General features: G+C 69.4%; 22 protein-coding genes and 1 tRNA gene. 7 read left to right on the forward strand and 16 right to left on the reverse strand.

Features of this window, described 5'->3' with window-relative positions:
- Positions 1-160: 160 nt before the first annotated feature.
- From ASF71_RS17850 to ASF71_RS17865, 4 genes are all read right to left on the reverse strand, one after another.
- Positions 161-235, reverse strand: a tRNA-Glu gene (locus ASF71_RS17850).
- 492 nt (positions 236-727) lie between these two features.
- Positions 728-2,134: a dihydrolipoyl dehydrogenase gene (gene lpdA, locus ASF71_RS17855; RefSeq protein ID WP_056302532.1), complete on the reverse strand. Its 1,407-nt coding sequence runs from the start codon at positions 2,132-2,134 to the stop codon at positions 728-730.
- An 87-nt stretch (positions 2,135-2,221) separates the two neighbouring features.
- Positions 2,222-2,878 (reverse strand): response regulator, encoded by a 657-nt coding sequence (locus tag ASF71_RS17860; protein WP_082506154.1) that lies wholly within the window; start codon positions 2,876-2,878, stop codon positions 2,222-2,224.
- A 103-nt stretch (positions 2,879-2,981) separates the two neighbouring features.
- A complete protein-coding gene (locus tag ASF71_RS17865) occupies positions 2,982-4,628 on the reverse strand; it encodes an ATP-binding protein (protein WP_235514597.1) in 1,647 nt (548 codons plus the stop codon).
- Between the two features lie 269 nt (positions 4,629-4,897).
- Here ASF71_RS17865 and ASF71_RS17870 point away from each other — a divergent pair, with 269 nt between their 5' ends.
- Complete coding sequence (locus ASF71_RS17870; protein ID WP_056302534.1) at positions 4,898-6,229, forward strand: dicarboxylate/amino acid:cation symporter; 1,332 nt, start codon at positions 4,898-4,900, stop codon at positions 6,227-6,229.
- Between the two features lie 178 nt (positions 6,230-6,407).
- On the opposite strand, the gene ASF71_RS17875 is transcribed toward ASF71_RS17870, so the two are convergent.
- The 3 genes from ASF71_RS17875 to ASF71_RS17885 all read right to left on the reverse strand — a co-directional run bounded on the left by ASF71_RS17875 (position 6,408) and on the right by ASF71_RS17885 (position 9,033).
- Positions 6,408-7,343 carry a pseudouridine-5'-phosphate glycosidase gene (locus ASF71_RS17875; RefSeq protein WP_056302535.1) on the reverse strand — a complete coding sequence of 312 codons (936 nt, stop codon included), beginning with the start codon at positions 7,341-7,343 and terminating at the stop codon, positions 6,408-6,410.
- Complete coding sequence (locus ASF71_RS17880; RefSeq protein WP_056302538.1) at positions 7,340-8,527, reverse strand: PfkB family carbohydrate kinase; 1,188 nt, start codon at positions 8,525-8,527, stop codon at positions 7,340-7,342. Before ASF71_RS17880 ends, ASF71_RS17875 begins: the two co-directional genes overlap by 4 nt.
- A 326-nt stretch (positions 8,528-8,853) precedes the next feature.
- The gene (locus tag ASF71_RS17885; RefSeq protein ID WP_056303019.1) at positions 8,854-9,033 is read right to left on the reverse strand and encodes a hypothetical protein; all 180 of its coding nucleotides are present in this window, start codon (positions 9,031-9,033) and stop codon (positions 8,854-8,856) included.
- A 76-nt stretch (positions 9,034-9,109) separates the two neighbouring features.
- Here ASF71_RS17885 and ASF71_RS17890 point away from each other — a divergent pair, with 76 nt between their 5' ends.
- Positions 9,110-9,565: a hypothetical protein gene (locus tag ASF71_RS17890; protein WP_056302540.1), complete on the forward strand. Its 456-nt coding sequence runs from the start codon at positions 9,110-9,112 to the stop codon at positions 9,563-9,565.
- 72 nt (positions 9,566-9,637) lie between these two features.
- On the opposite strand, the gene ASF71_RS17895 is transcribed toward ASF71_RS17890, so the two are convergent.
- Positions 9,638-10,225: a single-stranded DNA-binding protein gene (locus ASF71_RS17895; RefSeq protein WP_056302542.1), complete on the reverse strand. Its 588-nt coding sequence runs from the start codon at positions 10,223-10,225 to the stop codon at positions 9,638-9,640.
- Positions 10,226-10,501: 276 nt separating this feature from the next.
- Here ASF71_RS17895 and ASF71_RS17900 point away from each other — a divergent pair, with 276 nt between their 5' ends.
- The gene (locus tag ASF71_RS17900) at positions 10,502-11,698 is read left to right on the forward strand and encodes a branched-chain amino acid ABC transporter substrate-binding protein (RefSeq protein WP_056302544.1); all 1,197 of its coding nucleotides are present in this window, start codon (positions 10,502-10,504) and stop codon (positions 11,696-11,698) included.
- 60 nt (positions 11,699-11,758) lie between these two features.
- Here ASF71_RS17900 and ASF71_RS17905 read toward each other — a convergent pair whose 3' ends face one another.
- The 3 genes from ASF71_RS17905 to ASF71_RS17915 all read right to left on the reverse strand — a co-directional run bounded on the left by ASF71_RS17905 (position 11,759) and on the right by ASF71_RS17915 (position 13,769).
- A complete protein-coding gene (locus ASF71_RS17905; RefSeq protein ID WP_235514599.1) occupies positions 11,759-12,133 on the reverse strand; it encodes a hypothetical protein in 375 nt (124 codons plus the stop codon).
- On the reverse strand, positions 12,130-13,017 hold the full coding sequence (locus tag ASF71_RS17910; RefSeq protein ID WP_056302546.1) for a hypothetical protein: 888 nt from the start codon (positions 13,015-13,017) through the stop codon (positions 12,130-12,132). Before ASF71_RS17910 ends, ASF71_RS17905 begins: the two co-directional genes overlap by 4 nt.
- Before the next feature lie 71 nt (positions 13,018-13,088).
- Entirely contained in the window at positions 13,089-13,769 is a 681-nt protein-coding gene (locus tag ASF71_RS17915) for a YqhA family protein (protein WP_056302548.1), read from the reverse strand.
- Positions 13,770-13,828: 59 nt separating this feature from the next.
- On the opposite strand from ASF71_RS17915, the gene ASF71_RS17920 reads away from it, so the two are divergent.
- Positions 13,829-14,617 carry an APH(3') family aminoglycoside O-phosphotransferase gene (locus ASF71_RS17920; protein WP_056302550.1) on the forward strand — a complete coding sequence of 263 codons (789 nt, stop codon included), beginning with the start codon at positions 13,829-13,831 and terminating at the stop codon, positions 14,615-14,617.
- Between the two features lie 165 nt (positions 14,618-14,782).
- Here the strand turns inward: ASF71_RS17920 and ASF71_RS17925 are convergent, their stop codons facing one another.
- Positions 14,783-15,679 carry a hypothetical protein gene (locus ASF71_RS17925; protein WP_056302552.1) on the reverse strand — a complete coding sequence of 299 codons (897 nt, stop codon included), beginning with the start codon at positions 15,677-15,679 and terminating at the stop codon, positions 14,783-14,785.
- 232 nt (positions 15,680-15,911) lie between these two features.
- On the opposite strand from ASF71_RS17925, the gene ASF71_RS17930 reads away from it, so the two are divergent.
- Positions 15,912-16,868 carry an ABC transporter substrate-binding protein gene (locus ASF71_RS17930; protein WP_056302553.1) on the forward strand — a complete coding sequence of 319 codons (957 nt, stop codon included), beginning with the start codon at positions 15,912-15,914 and terminating at the stop codon, positions 16,866-16,868.
- A 68-nt stretch (positions 16,869-16,936) separates the two neighbouring features.
- Here ASF71_RS17930 and ASF71_RS17935 read toward each other — a convergent pair whose 3' ends face one another.
- Positions 16,937-17,401, reverse strand: a complete 465-nt coding sequence (locus ASF71_RS17935; RefSeq protein WP_056302555.1) for a hypothetical protein — start codon at positions 17,399-17,401, stop codon at positions 16,937-16,939.
- A gap of 133 nt (positions 17,402-17,534) precedes the next feature.
- On the opposite strand from ASF71_RS17935, the gene ASF71_RS17940 reads away from it, so the two are divergent.
- Positions 17,535-18,314: a class I SAM-dependent methyltransferase gene (locus ASF71_RS17940; protein WP_056303023.1), complete on the forward strand. Its 780-nt coding sequence runs from the start codon at positions 17,535-17,537 to the stop codon at positions 18,312-18,314.
- Positions 18,311-19,294: an NAD(P)H-dependent glycerol-3-phosphate dehydrogenase gene (locus ASF71_RS17945; protein WP_056302557.1), complete on the forward strand. Its 984-nt coding sequence runs from the start codon at positions 18,311-18,313 to the stop codon at positions 19,292-19,294. The genes ASF71_RS17940 and ASF71_RS17945 overlap by 4 nt, the downstream gene beginning before the upstream one ends.
- A gap of 8 nt (positions 19,295-19,302) precedes the next feature.
- Here ASF71_RS17945 and ASF71_RS17950 read toward each other — a convergent pair whose 3' ends face one another.
- The 3 genes from ASF71_RS17950 to coxB form a co-directional block, all read right to left on the reverse strand.
- Complete coding sequence (locus ASF71_RS17950) at positions 19,303-20,070, reverse strand: class I SAM-dependent methyltransferase (RefSeq protein WP_056302559.1); 768 nt, start codon at positions 20,068-20,070, stop codon at positions 19,303-19,305.
- A 91-nt stretch (positions 20,071-20,161) separates the two neighbouring features.
- Positions 20,162-22,624, reverse strand: a complete 2,463-nt coding sequence (locus ASF71_RS17955; RefSeq protein ID WP_056302561.1) for a cbb3-type cytochrome c oxidase subunit I — start codon at positions 22,622-22,624, stop codon at positions 20,162-20,164.
- Complete coding sequence (gene coxB, locus ASF71_RS17960) at positions 22,621-23,853, reverse strand: cytochrome c oxidase subunit II (protein ID WP_056302563.1); 1,233 nt, start codon at positions 23,851-23,853, stop codon at positions 22,621-22,623. The genes ASF71_RS17955 and coxB overlap by 4 nt, the downstream gene beginning before the upstream one ends.
- Positions 23,854-23,894 lie beyond the last annotated feature (41 nt).

Consider the following 23,894-nt stretch of genomic DNA (forward strand, 5'->3'; position numbering starts at 1 on the left):
CGGGAACCGGGGGAGCATAACGCGGCATTGGGCGCTTTTGGCCGCGCGTGAACTGACCCCGTCCCTGCACACCTTTCGACGAACTCGGAGCCCCATGCCAAGAGTCCCTACGCACTGGCAGAAAGACAAAGAAAAACCTCCGCCGAAGCGGAGGCTTTGCTGGTGACCCCAACGGGATTCGAACCCGTATCGCTACCTTGAAAGGGTAGTGTCCTAACCGTTAGACGATGGGGCCACACCACTTCAGTTATTTGGAAGCTCGTACCTGTGAAGGAACTTCGCTTACCTGAACTGCCTTTCAAGGGGCACCGTTTCCGGCACGCACAGAAAGATACAGGGGAAATGCCCGTTCGTCAAGCAGGGCCAGGAGTCATCTCGCAATTCGCGCTGTCGGTCTCCCCAGAGTGGCCGGCAGGGCGGCTGCTCCCCGGCTTCCTGCGACGGGAGGACGAGCAGTTCTAATGGTAGGCACTGCCCGCCAGCGCACGGACCACTGGAAACTGGCGGCCACTCATGCCCACTCCCTGAAGAGCCCGACGTTGAATGTCCGTCCTCTGCGGGCGCCCCGTGTCACAGCCTTCACTGGTGCTGCGGGCAGGCTCTAGCCTGGCGACGTGGCCTGACCTGAGCCCCACCAGCGAGCCCCGCAGGGGCCTGAGCTGGTGGGTCGTGATCGGCCACCTCATGTACTGTGCGGAGTACCCAGGCGGCCGGCGTCTCTCCCGGCTTACATGTGCAGCGAGCGCTTATCGGCCGCCAGGGCCGCTTCCTTGACGACTTCCGACAGGGTGGGGTGGGCGTGGACAGTCCGCGCGAGGTCCTCGCTGCTGGCCCCGAATTCCATCAGGGCGACGATCTCGCCGATGAGTTCGGAGACGTTCGGCCCGATCATGTGCACGCCCAGCAGGCGGTCCGTGTCGGCGTCGGCCACGACCTTCACGAAGCCGCGCGGGTCGCCGTGCCCCAGCGCGCGCCCGTTGGCACTGAAGGGGAACTGCCCGGTCTTGATGTTCAGGCCCTTGTCCTTGGCGCCCTGCTCGGTCAGGCCGGCCCAGGCGATTTCGGGGCTGGTGTAGATCACCCAGGGCACGACGTCGTAGTTGACGTGTCCGGCCTGCCCGGCGAGGAGCTCGGCGACGGCCACGCCCTCTTCCTCGGCCTTGTGGGCCAGCATCGCGCCGCCGATCACGTCGCCGATGGCGTAGATGCCCGGCAGGTTGGTGCGGTAGTGGCTGTCCACCTGCACGAAGCCGCGCGGGTCGAGCCCCAGACCGACCGCCTCGGCGCCCAGACCCTGGGTATGCGGCACGCGCCCGATGCTCACGATGAGCTTGTCGAAGGTCGCGGTGACTTCCTGATCCTTCTCGGTATAGGTGACCGTGACGCCCGAGTCGGTCTGGTCCACGGCCGTGATGTTCACGCCGAAGTGGAATTCCAGGCCCTGCTTCTGGAACTGCTTGAGGGCCTCCTTGCCGATGGCAGCGTCGGCCGCCATCAGGAATCCGGGAAGGGCCTCCAGGACAGTCACCTGCGCGCCCAGGCGGCGCCATACGCTGCCCAGCTCCAGACCGATGACCCCGGCCCCGATGACGCCCAGCTTGCCCGGCACGGCGCTGAACGTGAGAGCGCCGCTGTTCTCGACGATGTGCTCACCGAAGGGGGCGAGCGGCAGCGCCCGCGGGCTGCTGCCCGTCGCCACGATGACGTTCTTGGCCAGCACCTCGGTGCCGGCGGCGTCCACGACCCAGCCGCCTTCCTCCTGGCGCACGAGCTTGCCCAGGCCGAAGAAGGACGTGACCTTGTTCTTCTTGAACAGGTAGGCGATGCCGCCCGTGAGCTTGTCCACGACGCCGGTCTTGCGCGCAAGCATCTTCTCCAGGTTGACGCTGGCGCCCGCGACCTCGATACCGTGGTCGGCCGCCTCGTGGCGGATCATCTCGAACTTCTCGCTGGAGTCGAGCATCGCCTTGCTGGGAATGCAGCCCACGTTCAGGCAGGTGCCGCCCAGCGACGCCTTGCCGCCGCGCTCGAAAGCGTCCACGCAGGCGGTCTTGAGACCGAGCTGCGCGGCACGAATGGCCGCCACGTAACCTGCCGGGCCGCCGCCGATCACCACAACGTCGTAGGAGTCCATAACGCCCCTGAGCGTACCACCCACCCCCCAAGCGGATTGGGGGACGTTCCCCAGGCGGGAACACCCCTGCCTCCGCTCCGGGCAGCACTACACCCGCCGGTAGCGTTTGGCCGGGCGGCCCACCGTGCCGGTGTCGGTCTCGGCGATTGCCTCGCCACTCTGGGCGAGCTGTTCGAGGTAACGCCACGCGGTGACGCGGCTCAGGCCCAGGTCGGCGCCCAGTTCCGCCGCCGTGTGGGACCCTCCGGCCCGCAGCGCGGCGCGTACGCGCTGGAGGGTCCCGGGGTCCAGGCCCGGTGCGGCGCTTTCGGGGCTGCCCCGGAACAGGGCGTCGAGATCGTTCTGGCGCACGTCCTCACGCCGCCACAGCGCGGCGCGCTCGCGGGCACGCTCCAGCCCCTGCCGGAAGCGGGCCGGAGTCACCGGCTTGACGAGGTAGTCGGCCGCGCCATGGGCCAGGGCGTCCTGCACACTCGCGGTGTCGCTGGCCGCCGTGACCAGAATCGCGTCGAGCCGCGCGCCGCCTGCCCGCAGTTCGCGCAGCAGGTCCAGGCCGCGCCCGTCGGGGAGCTGCACGTCAAGGAGCAGCAGTTCGGGCGACAGGGTCGCCGTCATGGCGCGCGCCACGCGCAGCGTCTCGGCGTAGCCCAGCACCTCGAAACCGCCGGCCTCGGTCAGCAGGCGGCGGTGCAGCGCCGCGATCTGCAGGTCGTCCTCGACGATGAGGGTCCGGATGGGATTCACCGGGCCTCCAGAAAGCGCGGGTACACCACAGGCTGTCCCGCCGCGCCTGGAGTGGGCCAGCCGGCCAGGGGCCAAGTCGTGCGCGCTACACACCGTATGCGTCTCATGTCGTCTCCTCCGGCAGGGGCAGGTCGAGGGTGAAGCGGGTCCAGGGCCGCCCCAGCTCATCGTCAGGGCGGTCGTAGGTCAGCTCGGCGCCCAGCGCGCGCGCGCGGGTGCGCACGAGCGACAGGCCCACGCCCCGGCCCCGGCCCTTGCTGCTCTGGCCCCGCTCGCCCAGCACCTCCAGCAGTTCGGGCGGCACCCCCGGCCCATTGTCGCGCACCTCCAGCACCACGCCCTCGGGATCGGCGGCGATGAGCACCCGCACCTCGGCCCCGGGCTGCCCCGCCAGCGCCTCGAAGGCGTTCTCGATGAGGTTGCCGGCGGCCAGTTCCAGCAGTTCGGGCACGCCGGTGGGCAACCCGGCCGGCAGGGCGCACAGGGGGTCGAGGGTCAGGACGGCGCCCACCTCGGCGGCGCGGTCGTACTTGCCCAGCAGCAGCGCCGCGAGCCGCAGGTGCCGCAGCCGCTCTACCGCCCCGGCGTGCGCCTGGTGCCGCCCGGCCTGGGTATAGATCAGCCGCAGGGCCTCGTCCGTCTCGCCGAGATGGATCAGGCCCGCCAGGGTGTGCAGGCGGTTGGTGAATTCGTGCGTCTGGGCGCGCAGCAGTTCGGCGTAGCGCTGCGCCTGGGTCAGCTCGTCGGCCAGCTCGCGTACGCGGGCGAGGTCGCGCAGCGTGATGACCTGCGTGGCCGCCCCGGCCGGTGTCAGCGGCCCGGCCTCCACCTCGCGCGCGCTGACGAGCAGCGGCCGGCCCCCCACGTCGAGCGGCGTGGTCGTGTCGGGCAGGGCCCGCAGGGGCGCGGGCAGCGGCACTGGCAGCTCGGCGGACTGCACGCCCAGCAGCGCGCGGGCCTGCGGGTTCATCACGTGGATCTGCCCCGCGCGCGCGACCACTACGCCCTCGTCGAGCGAATTCAGGACTGCCCGGAAACTCAGGAGCGCCCCGGAAATCTGCTCGGGTTCCAGGTTCAGCATCTCGTGGCCGATGCGCCGGGCCAGGGCGCGCGCCAGCCCTAGAGCCAGCAGCAGCGCCCCCAGATACCAGGGCAGCGCCGCGCGGATGACCTGCCAGAACACGTCGCGCACCTGCGGCAGCAAGAACCCCACGCTCGCCAGCCCCAGCACCTCGCCGCTTCCCGACACGACCGGCACCTTGGCGCGCACCGAGCGCCCCAGCGTGCCCTGCACGGTCTCAGTGACGCTCTGGCCCCGCCGGAAGCTCTGGAAGTCGCCGCCCACCATCGGCTCGCCGATGCGCGCGAGTTCCGGGTGGGTCAGACGGTGGGTCGAGCGGTCGGTGACGACCACGTAGGCCGCGCCCAGCGTGAGGCGGTAGCGGTTGATCAGCGTGTTCAGGCCGGCGCGCTCGGCCGCGTTGCCGCTCAGGGCCGCGACCACGGGCGGCAGGGTGGCGACGAGCCGCGACTCGCGCAGCGCCCGGTCGGCGAAGGTCTGGTGCACGCCGCGCAGCAGCGCCGCGCTCGCCAGCCCCGCCAGCGGCAGCGCCAGCAGCAAAAAAGCCCCCAGCGTGAGCAGAAAGAGCCGCGTGCGCACCTGGAGCAGGTGCGGGGTATGTGGCAACGCCACCTCGCGCGCCAGGGCCGGCACGCGGGGCGCGGCGGAACGGGATCGCCGAAGGCTCACGGTGAGGGTAGTGTGGCACGCCCGCGCCGGCCAGGGGGTTGTGTTCAGTTCCTGCACGAATCATCCCCCGCCCGCGTCCCTAGTTTTACCCGTGCTGGACGCTGTCAATGGGACCAGGGCGCCGCCGCGCCGCCGCCCGGCCACCCGCGCGGGGTGTCTGGAGCACACACTGTGCCCAACCAAACTTACCGAGCCTACCCCGCAGGTTCCCCGCACCCCCGCGCCGTCGCCATTTTCCGGGCCATCGTCCTGGCCCCTGGAGGCCCCCTATGCCCAAAATCTTCCGCAGTCTCTACGCCCAGGTCCTGACCGCCATCGTGCTCGGTGTGCTCGTCGGCCACTTCTTCCCGACAGTGGGCGAACAGCTCAAGCCGCTCGGCGACGGCTTCATCAAGCTGATCAAGGTCGTAATCGGGCCGATCATCTTCTGTACGGTCGTGGCCGGCATCGCCAGCATGCGCGACACCAAGCGCATCGGGCGCGTGGGCGGCAAGGCGCTGCTGTACTTCGAGGTCGTGACCACCCTGGCGCTGCTCATCGGCCTGTGGGTCGTGAACTTCATCGGCCCCGGACGCGGCATGAACGTCAACCCGGCGGCGCTCGACACCTCGGCCATCACCAAGTACACCGAGGCGGCGGGCCAGCAGACGGTCGCGGATTTCGTGCTGCACGTCATCCCGACAACCTTCGTGAGTGCGTTCACCGAGGGTGACCTGCTTCAGGTGCTGCTCATCGCGCTGCTCTCGGGCTTCGCGCTGCTGCGGATGGGCGCGGTCGGCCAGCGCGTGCTGCACGGCATCGAGGCTGTCAACACGCTGGTCTTCAACATCCTGGGCTTCATCATGAAGCTCGCCCCCATCGGCGCCTTCGGGGCCATGGCCTTCACCATCGGCAAGTACGGCGTGGGCAGCCTCCAGCAGCTCGCCGCCCTGATGGGCACCTTCTACCTCACCTGCGCCCTGTTCATCTTCGTGGTCCTGGGCCTGATCTGCCGCGCGGCGGGCTTCAGCATCTTCAAGTTCCTGCGCTACATCAAGGAAGAACTGCTGCTGGTGCTGGGCACCTCGAGCAGTGAGTCGGCGCTGCCCCGCCTGATGGCCAAGCTGGAAAACGCCGGCGCCGACAAGAGCGTCGTCGGGCTGGTCGTGCCCACCGGATACTCGTTCAACCTCGACGGCACGAGCATCTACCTGACCATGGCCGCCGTGTTCATCGCCCAGGCCACCAACGTCAACCTCTCGTTCGGGCAGGAGATCGCGCTGCTGGGCATCCTGCTGCTCACCAGCAAGGGCGCGGCCGGGGTCACGGGCTCGGGCTTCGTGGTGCTGGCGGGCACGCTGGCTGCCCTGGGGACCGTGCCGGTCGCGGGTCTGGCGCTCATCCTGGGCATCGACCGCTTCATGAGCGAGGGCCGCGCCATCACCAACATCATCGGCAACGGTGTGGCGACCCTGGTCGTGGCCCGCAGCGAGAAGGCGCTGGACATGACCCGCCTGACCCGCGTCCTGAACGGCGAGGTGCTGCCCCCCGTGAACGCCGAGGTTGCCGCCGAGCAGGGCGCCGAGGGCCGGCCCCTGGGCAGCGCGCCGCAGCACGCCTGACCCTCTCCTCCGGCGCCCCACTTCGCCTGTCCAGCGCGGTGGGGCGCCGCCCTGTAACGGGGGCCGGAGTCCAGACAGCGGCAGCCCGGCGCCACCCGACTTCGCCCGACAAGACGACCGCCACCGGGCAACCTCGGTGGCGGTCCTCTGTGCTCAGGGCGTCGGGGCGCGGCTCAGCTCAGGCCAGCGCGGCGTACTCGGCGGCCACGCAGGCAGCCACGGCGGCGTTGTGGCGCACCAGGGCGATGTTGGTCGCCAGGCTGCGGCCCCCCGTGATCTCCACGATGCGGCCCAGCAGGTAGGGCGTGGTGTCCTTGCCGGTCAGGCCCAGGGCGTCCATGTCGGCCAGGGCGCGCTCAATGTTGGGGGCCATGTCGTCGGCCGGAATCTCGTCGGCCTCGGGGATGGGGTTGGCGAGCATGACGCCGCCCGACAGCCCCAGCGCCCACTTCGCCTTCAGGACGCGGGCGACCTCGGCCTCGCTGCTCACGCTCAGGGGCGACTTGAAGCCGCTGCGGCGCGAGTAGAAGGCCGGAAACTCCTCGCTGCCCAGCGTGATGGCGGGCACGCCCTGCGTCTCCAGGACTTCGAGGGTCAGGCCGATATCCAGGATGCTCTTGACCCCGGCGCTCACCACGCACACGTCGGTGCGGGCCAGTTCCAGCAGATCGGCGCTGATGTCCATCGTCTCGCCCGCGCCCCGGTGCACGCCGCCCGTGCCCCCCGTGGCAAAGACCCGGATGCCCGCCAGCGCCGCGATGCGCATGGTCGAGGCGACGGTAGTCGCGCCGTGCCGGCCCAGGGCCACGGTGACAGGCAGGTCACGGGTGCTGATCTTGTGCACGTTCTTGTCTGTGGCGAGCAGGTGCAGTTCGTCGGGGGTCAGGCCGACCTTGAGGCGGCCGCCCAGCACGGCGATGGTCGCCGGCACCGCGCCGTTCTCCCGGACCACGTCCTCGACGCCGCGCGCCATCTCGACGTTCTGCGGAAAGGGCATACCGTGGCTGATGATGGTGCTCTCGAGCGCCACCACGGGCTGCCCAGCCGCGAGGGCGGCGGCGACTTCGGGGTGCAGATCGAGCAGGTCGTGGGCAGGGTTGGTCGTCAGGGTCATGGCAGGTCTCCTTGAAGGGGGGTGCTGTGGGCAGGGGTGCTGGAAAAAAAGTCTGTGGACGGAGCCGCGAGGCGCGCGCGGATGGCGGCGGGGGTCAGGGTCGGCAGGACGGTGTGGCTGCTCTCGACGGTGAGGGCGGCGGCGGCGTGGCCGTGACGGGCGGCCTCGGCGGGGCTCAGGCCACCCACGAGGGCGGCGAGGAAGGCCGCCAGCATGGCGTCGCCCGCTCCGGTCACGTCCACCACCTGTGCCGGCAGCGCCGGAAGCTCGTGGACGGCAGGGTCGCCTCCCTCGCTCGACTCCGAGAGCAGGCTGCCGCGCCCGCCCCGGCGCACCCACACCAGGGTGAGCCCCAGCGCGTGCAGCTCAGCCGCCGCCGCCGCGATGGCGCCGCGCTCGTCGGGCACGTTCCGGCCCACCAGCGCCGCGAGTTCACCGAGGTTGGGGGTCACGGCGTAGGGCACCGGCCCGGCCAGGAGGGCGGAGCGCAGCCGCGCAGCCTTGGGCACGCTGACCGGCTCGAAGACGACCGGCGTGCCGTTGCCGGCCGCCAACGCCAGCAGCTGCGCCAGGGCGTCCTCGGCGAGGTTGCCGTCGGCCACGATCCAGCCTGCGCCCGCCAGCACGCCCCGGCGCGCGCGCAGCACCTCGGGCGTGAGTTCGTCGGTCACGCCCATGGCCGCCACCGCGACGACGAGTTCGCCCGCCGCGTCCAGCACCGCCGTATAGGTGCCGGTGGCGCAGTGGGGCGAGAGCAGCGCCGGCCCCACGTCCACCCCCGCCGCCGCCGTCCGCTCGAGCAGCAGGTCGCCGGCCGGGTCCTGGCCCACCGCCGTGATGAGGCGGGTGTCGGTGCCCAGGCGCGCGAGGTTCTCGGCCACGTTGCGCGCCACGCCGCCGGGGGCCTGCGAGGCGCGGCCGGGATTGCTCGTCGCGCCGATGACCTCGCCGGTGATCTGCGCCTTGATGTCCATATTCGCGCCGCCGACCACCACCACCCCCGCGCGGGCGGGGGGAAGCACATAGCCGCGTCCCAGCAGCGCGCCCTTTCGAGTGAGGTGGCCGACATACACGTTCACCGCCGCCCGCGAAATCCCCAACCGCCGCGCGAGGTCCTCAGGCGAACTCATGGGTGACTCCCGGATGAGGTCCAGCACTTGCTGTTCACGCACGGTCAGGGACATAATTTTATTATAGCAAAGGCTTTTATAGAAATAAAGAGAGTAGAGCTCGGCCATTTTGCTTAAGGCATCTGTATGTTCGGCACATGCGCCTCAAATCTGTTCAGGGCATAATACTTGCTGGCTTAGCAGGCCTGCCCAGCGAGAAGACGGCGGGGCAGGGGCCGGAGGGAGACGCCCACCTCTGTTCCAACGGGCGCGCGAGGTGGACGGTTCAAGGCCGCCGCCGGGTTCGACCCCCGCATTCACCCCCACATCAGCAGCAAAAAGATAGGCACCCTAACTGCGGGGTGCCTGTTTTTTGGTGCGTCAGCTGTCCGCAGCAGTCTTCAGCCGTCCTCGTCCTCCGGCTCCCGGTCGGGGCGACGCTGCTCCTCCAGGCGCACGCGGCGCTCGGTGGGGCTGAGATTCTCACGCGTGGCCGCGTCGGGGCCGGTGTCCAGCCCACTGATGAGCACTTCGCCCTGTGCCGGAGCGTTCGCGCCTGTCTGGTCCTCGGGTCGGGTCATGGGGTCAGCGTACTCCTCCTGCTCCTCCAGGTCCGTGGGGGGCACAGCGCCCAGGGACCCGGCGTAGCATCGGCGCATGAGCGCCCCCCCTCCTACCCCCTCCCCCGCCCGGACGAACGCCGAGCGCCTACGCGAATTCCACCGGGCCATCGGGCTGACCCCCCCTAACCGGCCGACCGTGCCCGGCGCCGACGTGCTGGCCCTGCGCCGCACCCTGATCACCGAGGAATACGCCGAAACCGAGGCAGAATTCGCCTCCCTCGCGGAGAGGATCGCAGCGGGCGAGGCCCTGTCGGCGGGCGACCTGACCCCACTCGCGCACGAACTCGCCGACCTGCTGTACGTGACCTACGGCGCGCTGGACCTGCTGGGGATAGATGCCGACGCCGTGCTGGCCGAGGTCCACCGGGCCAACCTGAGCAAGGCGAGCGGCCCGCGCCGCGCCGACGGCAAGCAGCTCAAGCCCGAGGGCTGGCAGCCGGCCGACGTGCGCGGCGTGATCGTGGACCTCGGCAGCCGGGCGCAGGACTGAAGGTGTGAACAGCCGCGCGCCGCCGGCCCAGCGGATGGGCGCGGCGGCGCGCGGGTTCAGATTCGGCTCAGGTCAGAAGGGGGTTTCCTCGTCGGCCACAGCGACCGGCGCGGGAGCTGGCCGGGCCGCCACAGGCGCGGGCCGGCCGGCCGGAGCCTGCGCCGCCTGGGGCCGGGGACCGCCAGGCGCGGTGGGGCGGGCGCCTCCCTGCGGACTCTGGGCCCGCCCCGCAGGCACCGCGAAACGGTCCTGGCGCTTGCCGCCCCGGAAGATGGCCAGGGTCACGTACTCGAACTCACCGTCAGCCTTCTCACGGACGTGCTCGGGGTCGGTGTTCTTGGCCCCCCGGCTGTACTTGATGGCGGCGGGCAGCTTGAGTTTGCGGCTGTCCACGGCCTCCAGTTCGCGGCGGCGGTAGGCGTGGCCCCGGTGCATGACCATCTCCTCGCCGTCACTGTTGGTGAACTTTCGGGCCCCGAGCAGCGACCAGTCGAAGTCCTGTTCGTTCTCCAGCGGAAAAAGGTACCCGCCCTGCGGCACCTCGCCGCTGGTCCAGCCCAGGCGGCCGTACTGGCGCTGCACGTCGAGCAGCTTTTCGGCGCCCTCGACCTCGACACTGACACGTGCTCCCAGATCCGTCACAAATTCGATACGCAGCATGAAGCGGCCTCCTTATGTAAATAACATAACACGCCTGGACTGGAAATGCCAGTGGACCCGGCTGGCGGGCGGGCGCATGACAGCCTTCTGACTCGGCGCGCAGGCGTGCCCCGTCAGCCGCGCCGCAGTTGCGCCACGCGCCCTAAAAGCGGCTGTTATGCTACCTACACATCCCGCAGTTGCTGGGGCAATCCGGCCTCCCGGCCACGGCGCGGCGCCTTTTCTTTAACGAAGCGGCGTAAGACTTACGTGGAGACGTTCTCTATAGGTTCGGTCATGCCCAAGCCGACCCCTGCCCGCACCGTCCTGACGCTTCTTACCCTCGCCCTGCTGCCGGGCGTGGCGCAGGCAGCGACCATCAAGGTGGCGACGGTCAGCCCCCTCACGGGCAGCCTAGCCCCCATCGGCACCGAAGTCCGGCGCGGCGCGGAACTGGCCATCGAGGCCAAGGTCCGCACCTTCAAGTCGCAGGGCTATGACCTCATGCTGGCACCCTTCGACGACCAGGCCTCGGCCACCCGCGCCGGAACCATCGCCCGTGACATTCTGGCCGACGGCAGCGTGATGGGCGTGGTCGGCGCCCTGAACTCCAGCGTCTCGAACGTGCTGGCCCAGGCCTTCGAGCCGGCGCGGCTGGCGACCGTCTCGCCCGCGAGCACCAACGACGCCCTGACGAGCCACAGCTGGGACTCCTTCAGCCGCGTCGTCGCCCCCGACCGTGCGCAGGCCGTGGCCGCCGCGACCTACCTCCAGGAAGAGGTCGGCGCCAAGAGCGTCTTCGTGATTTCCGACAACACCGCCTACGGCAACGGACTGGCGACTACCCTGCAGGCCAACCTCAAGCGCCGGGGGATCGCCCTGGGCGGCTACGCGGGCGCCTCCGACCCGGCCGGCATCGCGGCGGCCGTCAAGCGGGTCAGTGAGGCGACCCCGGACGTGGTGTACTACGGCGGCACCGACGACATCGGCTCGGCGCTCGTCAAGGCGCTGCGGGCGGCGGGCGTCAAGGCCGTGTTCATGGGCGGCGACGGCCTCGACTCGCCCAGCTTCGCCCAGCGGGCGGGCAGCAGCGCGACCGGCGTGGTCTACTCGACCGGTTTCGGACCCGTGAGCGCCTACTCGGGCAGCGAGGTCTTCGCGCGCCAGTACCAGGCCAAGTACAAGACGGCCCCCAGCGGCGTCGCCATGATGGCCTACGACGCCACCAACGCCCTGCTGAGCGCCATGAACACCACCCTGAAGGCCGGCGGCGCCCTGCCCACCCGCGCCCAGGTCAGCGACGCCGTACGCAAGGTCAACTTCGCGGCCTGCGTGAACAAGAGCGCGCTGCTGTGCGACAGCATCTCCGGTCCGGTGGCCTTCGATGCCAGCGGCGAGCGGATGCGCTCGCGCGTGCTCGTCATGCGCCTGGGAGCCGACGCCAAGGCGAGCATCGTGACCATCAAGACCGTCACGGCCGACAGCCTACGCTGAACGCGAAAGGAAGGAGGCACACCCACTCTCCGGGTGTGCCTCCTTCCAACAGGGCTGTGGCTAGCGCCGGCCGCCGTACTTGGGGCCGCTCTTGCGCACGCCCGCGTAGCGGTTGCGGTCCTTGCGGCGCTGGGCGCTGCTGACTGTGCGGCCTCCCGCCGCGCCGACCGGGCGTAGAGGCTCGCGGCGCGGCGTGAAGGTGTCGATGGTCATGAAGCGCGCGAAGGGGATGTACAGCGCGAACACGAGCAACATGCTGCCCCACCACGTGTTCAGGTAGGGCCGCAGCGGCGTGAGCCCCAGCACCCCGCTGATGAGCGTGGCAACGATGGCGAACAGCAGCACCCGTACCGCCAGCTTCAGCAGCTTGTTCGTCGTGAAGCCGGGCGCGGGGTCGGGGGTGATGAGCCACACCCAGGGCCGGAAGTTCTTCACGCGCCGCCTTCGCGGCTGACCACACCGTTCTGGAGGCGCTCGGCAAAGGCGCGCAACTCGGGGCCGCCGCCCTGCCCCGCGTCGAGGTCGAGGAGCAGCGTGGGCTTGTGCAGCTTGGCGGCGATGCGCGAGAGGGCCGCGCGGGTCGCGCCGTCGCGCGCTGGGGCCACGAACAGCAGCCCACGCACCGCGCTCTTGCCTGCGAGGAGCGAGGCCGCGCCGAACAGTTCGCGGTCGCCGTCCTGGGCACGGGCAGCGTTTTCCATGCGCTCGGCCCGCTTGAAGACCTCGGGCAGAGGAAGGTCGCTGCTGTAGACGGCGTACAGCTCCAGATTCTCGAGTTCGGCGCGCAGGCCTCCGGCCAGCACCGGCTCGTCGAGGAGGGCGCGCGGTCCGATCACGCCGACCGTCGCGTGCGAGGCGCGGGTCAGGGCGGGCATCTCGGCCCTGGGCCCGGCCGCGAGCGGCTTGGCGCGGTCGAGGGCCAACCGCACCCGCCCACCCCCCGGCGAGAGCCGCCGGCCGATCTCGGCCGCCACCCGCTCGATCTCGTCCCGCCCGGCAGGCAGGTCGGGCAGGGCGATCAGGGCCGGCAGCCCGCTCAGGCGCCGGGGCAGCAGTTCGGTCAGGGCCTCGCCCCAGGCGTCCCCGAACACGGCCGGCAACTGGGGCACCAGGGCGGCGTCTACCCGGCCCAGAGCCAGCACGCGCCCCAGGGCGAGCTGTACCGTCACCGGCTCCTGCGGCAGACTCTCGCGGCCCAGGGCCAGGGCCTCGTCGTCGCCCAGACCCGGCGCACTCGACTCCACACCCAGTTCCCGCAGATATGCCGCCCAGTACCCCGACAGGCGCGCCGCGCGCGATTCAAGCAGACCAACCTTCATTCTGAACAGTGTATCCGCAGCGGGTCTCCCAAAGTGGAAGGTGGACCCGCGGAGGCGAGCGGCCGAGGCGGCTAGTCCCCGCCGCCCTCGTCACTGTCGACCCGGCCCTCGAGTTTGGCCCGGGTGGCGTCCTCGGCGCGCTGCACGTCGCGCTCCCGGATCTGACGCTGTTCGTTGCCACGCTCGAACAGTTCGCGCCGGGCCCGCAGTTTGGCTTCGGGCTGTTGCAGGTCGCTGCCCTGGCGACGGTGAACGTACTGAAAGGCGACCAGCGCGCCGCCCGCCAGGGCCAGTGCTCCGGCGAAATACAACGTCTCCAGCGGCTCCTGCCAGCGGATGAAGTGTTCCAGAAAGGTCACGCCCAGAATCACCACGATGACCGACACGACCTTCTGCTCCAGGTCGGCCAGCGTCTCCACCCCCAGCGCCGACGTGAGGTTCAGCGGCCGGATAAACAGGCTGTAGAGCCCTACCCCGATGATGTAGAACACCACCGCCTTGAGCATGGTGCTCACCACCTCCAGAAACTGGACGGCCAGTTCGCTCGTGGCACTGTCCTCGCGGCGCAGGAACAGGTCGCGCCACGTCTCGTAGATGGTCTCCAGCGCCACCCAGGTCCCCTGCAGGAACAGGCTGAAGGCGACGAGCAGCACGGCGATCACGGCGATGAGCACCACGAAGCGCGTGCGGCCGATCACGACGCTGAACCAGTCTTCGTGGGGAGGGGCCGGCCTGACCGGAGAACGGGGCACGTCTCCATCCTGGGGCGGTCCGGGTCCCGCCGGGTGCGCTCCTGGCCTATCTTCCCTTCATGACCCTGCCCGTTACCCTGACCCTGCCCGCTGGCCTGCGCCGCGTGCTGCCCGCCGCCCGCTGGGAGCGCGTCACGCTGGGACAAAGCGGGGCAGGCGTGTGGCGCTCGTCACGGCACGTGGTGAAGGTACAGGCGCGCGGAGGCAGCGACCTGCCGGTCAGCACGCTGCCGCAGGAGCGGGAGCGGCTGCGGTATCTCGCCGGGCGCGTGCCGGTGCCGGGGGTCCTGGGACTGGAGTCGGATGGCGACTTCGACTACCTCGCCATGACGCGCCTTCCGGGCATTCCCATGAGCGACCCCGACGCCGCGCTGCACCCCGGACGCATGGCCGCGCTGCTGGCCCGCGCGCTGCGTGAACTGCACGCCCTGCCGCTGCGGGACTGCCCGTTCACCATGACGTTGGGGGTGACGCTGCCCCTGGCCCGCGAGCGCGTGGCAGCGGGCGTGGTGGACGAGACCGACTTCGACGAGAAGCGGCTGGGGCGCACGGCCACGAGCGTCTTCAACGAACTGGCGCGCACCCGCCCGGCCCAGGAAGACCTCGTGGTGACGCACGGCGACCCCTGCCTGCCCAATGTGCTGGTGGGAGGCGAGTACGTCGAGGGCTTCGTGGACGTGGGGCGCGCGGGCATCGCCGACCGCCACGCCGACCTCGCGCTGGCTTACCGCAGCGCCGCATACAACCTCGGTGCCGAACATGCCGAGGCGTTCCTCGACCTGTACGGCCGCGCCCTCGTGGACCCGCGCAAACTCGCCTATTACCAGCTTCTCGACGAACTGTTCTAGAGCCCGCCCCCGGCGCGGCCACGAGAGGTCTCCTCCCCCCCTCCCCCCGGGGGATGGGGAACGGTAGGGCAGGCGCCCGAATCGTCGCCGGAACCCGCGGCAGGCTACCGCAGCGCAATGGACAGGGCCGCCCCCACGGAGGAGGGCGGCCCTGCTCAGAGAGGATTACTCCTCGTCGGTGCGGCGATTGGTCCAGCCACGGTCGGCGCGGGCGCGGGGACGGAACTCGCCCTGGTCGGCGCCGCGGTCCTCGCGGGGACGGAACTCGCCGCCCTGGGCGCTCTGGCCGCCACGGTCGTTGCCGAAGCTCGGACGGTCGCCGCCACGGTCTTCGCGGGGACGGAAGCCGCCACCCTGGCCGCCGCGGTCGCCGCCGAAGCTCGGACGGTCGCCGCCGCGGTCGTCACGGGGACGGAAGCCGCCGCGGTCGCCGCCACGGTCTTCGCGGGGACGGAAGCCGCCACCCTGACCACCGCGGTCGCCGCCGAAGCTCGGACGGTCACCGCCGCGGTCGTTGCCACGGTAGCCGCCGCGGTCGCCACCACGGTCGCCGCCGAAGCTCGGACGATCGCCGCCGCGGTCGTTGCCACGGTAGCCGCCGCGGTCTCCACCACGGTCGCCACCGAAGCTCGGGCGGTCGCCACGGTCTTCACGGGGACGGAAGCCGCCGCCCTGGCCGCCACGGTCGCCGCCGCTGGGACGCTCGCTGCCGCGGTCGCCGCCGCGGAAGCCGCCCTGGCTGCCCTGCGACTCGCGCATTTCACGCATTTCGCGGCGCAGGCCACGGATTTCCTTGCCCTGAGCCTCGATCATGGTCTTGAGCTCGTTCAGCAGGTCGATCAGGTCGTCGGCGTCGATGTACTCGTCTTCGCCTTCACCCTCGCCTTCTTCGCTTTCGTCCTGGACGGCCAGTTCGGTGCCCTCGGCTTCGGCTTCCTGGGCGTCGAGAACGGCGTCCTCATCGGGTTCACCCTGGAGTTCGGGGAGAACGTCGCGCAGTTCTGCGGGGGTCGCGTCGTGCGTCTGCGCCGCCGCCTGCTGCTGGTCTTCGGGATTCGTCATGCTGTGCTCCTTTGTGCCCCGCTCTGGCGCAGGGCTGTCCTGTGTGGCGGCTGCGGCAGATTCTCGCGCGCCGCTCAGGCCGTACCCTGTATCTTACCCCATTTTGTGCCCGGTGCCAGTCCCCTGACCGGAAGGTGGGGGCCAGGTTGCTCGGTGTTCACCGGCCGTTCAGGCAACTCCGACTGGGCAGACAGGTCACAGAGCGGTCAGTGGGGCTGCCTATACTCGCCCCATGCACCGCCTTCTCCTCACTTCACTCGCCCTGCTCGGCGCGTCTGTGGCTGCCGCCCAGAGCGTGCCCGGCCGCACGGTCAACATCGGCCTGGGCTACGTGCCCAACGTGCAGTTCACGCCCTTCTACGTGGCCGACAAGCTGGGGTATTTCAAGGCCGAGGGCCTGAGCGTCAAGTTCCAGCACGGCTACGTCAACGAGCTCATGCCCCTCCTGCTTCAGGGCAAACTCGACTTCGTGGTGGGGGACCCTGAAGACGCCGTGTTCGCGCGCAACCAGGGCGCCGACGTGCGCTACGTCATGGCGATGTACCAGAAGACGCCTGTGACCGTCTTCAGCCTCAAGCCCCTGAACTCGACCGCCGACCTGCGCGGCAAGACGCTGGGAATCCCCGGCCCCTACGGCAGCACCTACAACGCGGTGCAGGCCCTGCTAGGCAGTGCGGGTCTGGACAACGACGTCCGGCTCGCCAACATCGGCTTCACGCAGCTCGACGCCGTACGCGCCGGGCGGGTGGACGCTGCCGCCGGCTACGTGAACAACGAGGTCGTACAACTGCGCGCCCTGGGCCAGAAGGTCTACACCCTTGACGTGACCGGCGCCTACCCGATGGTGGGTGCGGGGCTCATCACGACCGGCAAGAGCCTGAACGGCGACCTTGCCCGCAAGGTGGTGCGCGCCTCGCAGCGCGGCCTGAAGTTCACCCAGAGCGACCCTGCCCGCGCCTTCAAGCTCGCCCAGCCGGTCTTCGGGGCGACGGGCGGCGGCCTGGACATCCTGCGGGCCAGCGTGCCCCTGATGAGCAGTACCTACACCGCGAAAAACGGACTGGGTGCCAGCGATCCCGCAGCCTGGACCAAGGCGGTCGCGGCCCTGGTCAAGCAGGGAAAACTGCCGGCCGGGGCCAAAGCAGGCGACTTCTACACGAATACCCTGATCAGCAAGACAGTGCGCTGAGTCTAAACCAGTCCCAAACCGGACCGGGAGCCTAGCCGTGCCTCCCGGTCCAGCCACAACCCACAAGATCAGTTCGCCGATTGCAGGTCGTAGTTGTTGAGCAGCGTGGTCTGGATATGGCCGTTGTTGCCGTCGTAGATGTTCCAGCCGTACTTGGTACCATTGAACAGGGCATTGTCGCGTTCGGCATAGATGAGCAGTTTGCCACTGTAGCTACTCAGGACCGTGTCGCCCGCGTTGTAACGGTTGTCGTCGTTGGCGTCGCGGAATACGATCACGCGGTATGTGCCGTAGGGCACGTCCCGCGGCAGGGTCAGGGTGTAGCCGCCCGTCAGGAACTTGTCGACGACCTGAGCCTGCGTCCCGTCGGCGGTATATCGGCCGTTGTTGTACCCGACGAGGGCGAGGCGCAGATTCTGGTTCGCGCTGAAGCCGCGCAGCTGTCCCGATACTGCTGCGCTGCGGGTACCGACCACGCTGCACGCACTCAGGAGCAGGGCACTCAGGCCCCCCGCCAGGATGATTTTGTTCATAGCGTCACCGTACCGGGACGTGGGCAGGGCGGTCCAGCCGCCTTTTTCTCATATCGTACACATCTTCGGCCTTCGGGAGCCTGGAAGCTGACGGACCTCTTGGGAGATGCCCCCAGCCGCTACAGTGACGGCCATGCAGCACCCTCCCTTCACGGCGCTGGCGGCGGTCTACGACGCCATCATGGCGGACGTCGAGTACGACGCCTGGGCCGACTTCATCCTGAGCTACGCCCGCGACGGCGGCCTCACACCGCGCATGGCGCTCGACCTCGCCTGCGGAACGGGCGGCCTGACCCGCGAACTCGTGGTGGCCGGCCTGGAGGTCACAGGTCTGGACGGCAGCGCCGAGATGCTGCGGCTGGCCCGCGAGCGGCTGCCGCGCGTGACCTTCGAGCAGGGCGACCTGCGGACCTTCGCCCTGGGAACGCCTCCCCACAAGACGCGCTTCGATCTCGTGACCTGCGTGTTCGACAGCCTGAACAACCTGCTGACCCCCGGCGACCTGGGACAGGCGCTGGCCCGCGCGGCGGCGCACCTGCGCCCCGGCGGCCTGCTGGCCTGCGACCTGAATACCCGCCTGGGCGTGCGCGAGCTGTGGGAGGGCGACGCCATCGAGGGCTTGGCGACCGCCCCAAACGGCCAAGAGGTCCACTATCACTGGTCACACCACCACGACCCCGACACGGACCTGGGCGTGGTACAGGCCTTCTGCCGCGTGCTGGAAGACTCGGGCGAGTCGCGCGAGTTCGTCGAGACGCACCGCGAGCGCGGTTACGACCCCGCCGACGTGGCCCCGCTCCTCGCGGTAGCCGGTTTCGCGCGCTGGGAGATCGTGGAATACCCTGACTACGCCGACCCCGGTCCCGAGACACCGCGCATCTGGGTATTCGCCTGGGCGCCGGAGGCCGGATGATGTCCCGCCTGGTCACAACCACAGTGCCGGTCCCAGTGCTGGGCGCGGGCGGCTGGGGCACGGCCCTGGCCATCGCTGCCACCCGCGCCGGACGGCCGGCAACCCTGTGGGCGCGGCGCCCCGACTTCGCGGGCCGGCTGAGTGAGGTCCGCGAGAACCGCGAGTACCTGCCGGGGGTGGCGCTACCCGGGGAGGTGACGGTCACGGCCGGGCTGGAGGAGGCGGTGGCGGGCGCCTCCTTCGCCCTGGTCGTGGTGCCCAGCGTGGGCGTGCCAGACCTGCTGGACGCTCTACCCCGCTCGCTGGGACTGGTGCTGTGCGCCAAGGGACTGGCCCCCGATGGCGGCGCATTGAGTGATCTGGCCGCCGGCCTGGGCTTCGGGCGCCTGGCGGTTCTGAGTGGTCCCAACCACGCCGAAGAGATCGGGCGTGGGCTGCCGGCGGCCACCGTGGTCGCCAGCCGCGACGAGGCCCTGGCGGGGGCGGTGCAGGAAGCCCTGATGTCGCCCAGCCTGCGCGTGTATACGAGCAGCGACCTCGTGGGCGTGGAGCTGGGGGGCGTCCTGAAAAACGTGATGGCTCTGGCCGCCGGGCTGGGAGACGGCCTGCGCCTGGGCGACAACGCCAAGGCTTCGCTGCTCACCCGTGGCCTGCGCGAGATGAGCCGGTATCTCGTGAGCCTCGGCGCGCAGGAGGACACCATCTACGGCCTGAGCGGCCTGGGCGACCTGATCGCCACCGCTACCAGTCCGCACAGCCGCAACCGCGCGGCCGGCGAGGCCATCGCGCGCGGCGAGAACCCGCAGATGGGCGGCAAGGCCGTCGAGGGCCTGCGGACTGCCGGCCTGCTCGACGCCTGGGCAACCGCCCACGGCCACGACCTGCCCATCGTCCGGGCGGTGGCGCGCGTATGCGCAGGCGAGTGGACCCCCGAGCGCGGCCTGAGCGAACTCATGGGCCGTGAGGCGAAGGCGGAGTAGGGTCCCCTTCAGTCTTCGGGCTTTTCCAGACGCACGACCAACATCGGCTCCGTATGGGCCAGCAGCTCACCGTCCGGGCCGACTTCCAGCCCAGCGCGCCCGCGCCCCTCGGGCGATAGATCAGCAGCCAGCGCGCGCAGTTCGGCCACCGCCGCCGCCGGCGTGCCGGCCGTCTCGGTCCACCACATGAAGTCCAGGCGATAGGGCACCACGGCGTCCCGGGCCCAGCGGAAGCCCACCGCCTCGGCCAGTTCTCGCCAGTCGTCCGCCGTGCGCTGCGTGAAGTGGCTGGGGTCGCGCAGGGTCTGGTAACGGTCTATCCACCGGCGCGTCTCGGAGTCGGGACTGATCTGGTCGGCCAGCACCAGCCGCCCGCCGGGGCGCAGCACCCGCCAGACCTCAGCCAGAAACTGCCCCACGTCCCGGAAGTGGTGGGGAGCGTGGCGCGAGGTGACGAGTGTGAACGACCCGTCCGCGAAGGGCAGCGCCTCGGCCGACCCGACCACGAAGCTGGCGTTGGCGCGGCTCTCGGCGGCGGCCCGCTCGCGTGCGTGGACCAGCATCTTCTGCGCGAGGTCCAGCCCCGTGACCTCGCGGACCAGCGGCGCCAGGGCCAGCGCCGTGTTGCCGGTGCCGGTCGCCACGTCCAGAGCCAGATCGTCCGGGTGGGAGGCCGCGAACTCCAGCAGTACGGGCAGGCTGGCCCCGGCGCGGTGAACCTCGCTCGCAGCGTAACGGTCGGCCTGGGCATCGAACTGACGGGCGCTGTCGGTCATGCCCGATGATGCGCCAAAACGAAGTGGGGGAAGGCCACCCTGCGGCCCTCCCCCCTGCTTCCTTCTGCCTTCTTCTGGTGCGCGCCTGCGGCTACCAGGCGTAGAAGATAGCGACGATCAGCAACCAGACCACGTCCACCAGGTGCCAGTACAGGCTGGCCGGCACGATGCTGCCGTGGTTGTACTTGTCCATCTTGCCGGTCATCGCCTGATAGTACGGCAGGGCCACACCCACGCCGCCGATGATGATGTGCAGGCCGTGCAGACCGACGATGATGAAGAAGCACGACTGCCAGAGGTTCTGTTTCCAGTCGCTCTCGGTGCCGAACAGCGCGAACTCGTACACCTGGAAGATCATGAACAGGCCGCCCAGCAGGAGCGTGATGAACAGGCCCAGGCGGCCCCAGGTCGCGCGGCCGTGGTGCAGGTCCTGCTCGGCCTTGTGAATCACGAAGGACGACGTCACCAGGATTAGGGTGTTGACGGCGGCCAGCCAGACGTTGGGACGCAGGGCGGGCGGCTCGGCGGCCCCGATGACGCGCAGGTACACGTAGCCGGCGATGAGAACCGCGAACAGGCCCACTTCGCTGATGATGAACCAGCTCATGCCCATGAAGCCGTTGTCGTACTTGGTCAGGTGATGGTGCTCGACCGGCACGGCGTATTCACGCGTACCCGCCCACTTGAACAGGCTGTAGAAGAACACCGGGAAGCTGAGGTACAGCACGACGCTCGCCAGCACGTGCCCGAAAGACGCCTCGAAGAAGGGCTGAAGGCCGCCGGCCGGGGTGTAGTTGGTGAACCAGCCGAACGAGAGACCGTAGCCCATGAGCAGCAGCCCGACAGCCGTCATGAAGGGCCAGATGCTGTCCTGCGGCAGGTGGATGCTCTTGGGGTCCACCGGAGTCAGGGTCTCGCCGCTCTGTTCCCAGTCGTACAGGGGACGCTCGGTCGGGAAGTTGCGGGGGAACTCGTGGGCGAAGTTGTACGCGGCGGGCGGGCTGGCGGCCGTCCATTCCAGCGTGTAGCCGCCCCAGGGGTTGGGCCCGGCAGTGATGGGCTGCTTCATGCTCTGGTACATGTTCCAGACGAACACGATGCCGCCCGCGAGCAGGGTCAGCGCGCCCAACGTCGAGACGAAGTTCAGCTCGGTCCAGGCGAGGTTGCCCTCGGGGTAGGTGTAGTAGCGCCGGGGCATTCCCAGCAGGCCCAGCACGTACTGCGGCAGGAAGGTCATCCACGAGCCGACCATGAACAGCCAGAAGTGCCACATGCCGGTCTTCTCGTTCAGGAACCGGCCAGTCATCTTGGGCCACCAGTAGTAGATGCCGCCCATCGCCAGGAAGGCCGTGCCGAACATCATCACGTTGTGGAAGTGCGCCACGACGTAGTACGACATGGTGACCTGATAGTCGAAGGGCACCATCCCCAGCGATACGCCGGTGATCCCGCCGATCAGGAAGTTGAAGATGAAGCCGATCAGCCAGTAGGTGGGCGTCTTCATCAGGATCCGCCCGCCCCACAGGGTGCCGATCAGGTTGAAGATCTTGACCCCAGTGGGCACGGCCACGATCATCGTGGCGATCATGAAGGCGATCTGCCAGCTTTCGGGAATGCCCAGCGCGAACATGTGGTGCAGCCACACGAGCAGCGACACGAGCACGATGCCCAGGATCGAGTAGACCATCACGCGGTAGCCGAACAGCGGCTTGCGGGCCATGGTCGAGGCGATCTCGGCGCCGATGCCCAGGTAGGGCAGCAACATGACGTACACCGCCGGGTGCGAGTAGAACCAGAAGAACTGCTGCATGAGCACCGGCACGCCACCGATGCCGGGATTGAACATGCTCAGGCCCAGCTTGATTTCGAGGTAGGTGATCATCGCGGCGGCGGTCAGGCCGCCCAGCGAGGCGAGCTGGAGGATGCTGGTGGCGAAGATGCTCCACACGAAGATGGGCATCTTCCACAGGCTCATGCCGGGCGTGCGCATGTTCACAATGGTCGCGGCGAAGTTGGCCGAGCCCAGCAGCGAACCGATGCCGTTGAGGATGAGCGCGACCATAAGGACCGAGACGCCAGTCTGGTTGGCGTCTACCGACAGCGGGTAGTAGAAGGTCCAGCCGACACCCGGCGCGCCGCCGTTGGCGAGGCCGAAGATCACCAGGATGAGGCTGAAGATGAACAGCCACACCGCGAAGGTGTTCACGCGCGGCAGGGCCACGTCACGCACGCCGAGCTGCAGGGGCAGGAAGTAGTTCCCGAACCCGAACAGACCCACCGGAATGAGGAAGAAGAAGATCATCAGCGCGGCGTGCAGCGTCAGCACCTGATTGTAGGTGTTGCCCACGAGCAGGGTCTGCTCGGGCAGCGCGAGTTGCAGCCGGATGCCGACGGCCAGGATGCCCCCGATCCCGAAGGCGAGAATGGAGACGATGATGTAGAGCAGACCGATCTTCTTGTGATCGGTGGTCATCATGTAGTCCTTGATGACCTCCCAGGCTCCGCGCCGCTCGGCGCCGACCTGCTGCGGAGTCGGAGCGTGTTGTACGGTCACTGACCCACTCCCTGGCCGCCGTGGACGGGCGTGCCGCGCCAGTAGTCCGCTTCCTCGGGCAGCCTGAGGCTGCGCAGGTAGGCGGCGATGTCGTCGATTTCTTCGTCGGTCAGCGTGCCGCCCTTGGTGACCTTGCCGTTGATGACCGAGGTGCCGCCGTCATAGCGGGGCATCAGGCTGCCGGGCTTGACCACGGGGCTGTGCTTGAGCCAGGCGTGCAGTTCTGCTGCCGCCTTGGGTTCTTCCCAGTGCTGGGCCGTCATGGCTTCCCACATGCCGGCGCCCAGCGTGCGGCGGGTGCCGAAGAAGCTCAGGTCGGGGCCACTGACGCCGCCCGCCGGGGTGCCCTGCACGCGGTGGCAGGCCGCGCAGGCGACTGCGCCGGTGCTGGACTTGCCCTGCATGAACAGCGCGTAGCCCGCCGCTTCCGGCGAACCGGCGGCCGGCGTGGGGGCCACGTAGGCCTTGGCGGCCGTCATGACCGTGTTGAAGCGGTCCTGGTCAAGCGCGATGACCTTGTAACGCATGTTGGCGTGCGAGGCGCCGCACAGCTGCGAGCAGTTGCCCTGGTACACGCCCGCGCGGTCGGTGTCCACTTCCCAGACCTTCTTCACGGTCGGGATGGCGGCGCGCTGACCGCCGATGTTCGGGGCCCAGAAGCCGTGGATGACGTCGCCGCTCGTCAGGGTGATGGCGACCTTCTGGCGGGTCGGCATGAGCATCTCGTTGCCGTTGGTCACGACGCCGCCGCCCTGGACAGCCGACGCCGGGTAGGCAAAGTTCCACCAGAACTGCCGGCCCAGGGTCTCGATGGCGACCGATTCCTTGCTGGTGGGGTTCAGGCGGGCCATGCTGCGCACCGTCAGGACGCTGAGGAACATGACGATGATGACCGGCACGACCACCAGGACGACTTCCAGGCGGTTGTTGCCGTGAAACTGCGCGGGCGCCTCGGTGTTGTTCTCCTCACGGAACTTGTTCACCGTGTAGAAGAGCGCCGCGGACACCCCGATGAAGATGATGACCGACAGGGCGATGGCCCAGAGGCTCATCCCGAGGATCTCGCGGTTGTACGACGACGCCATGTCGCCGAGCGTGAGGGACTGGTTGCTCTGGCAGCCGCTCAGCAGCAGGCTGCCCAGGGCCGCGCCCGCGAGCGTCCAGGGCAAACGCCCCGGTCCGCTGCGCCGGCGCGACTCGCCTGGCCTCTGGTCATGGTTGGTATTCAACGTCACTCCTTTCCTGTTCGCCCCAGTCTAAAGCGTCCCAC

Source organism: Deinococcus sp. Leaf326, assembly GCF_001424185.1.
In the GTDB taxonomy this organism is placed as follows: Bacteria; Deinococcota; Deinococci; order Deinococcales; family Deinococcaceae; genus Deinococcus.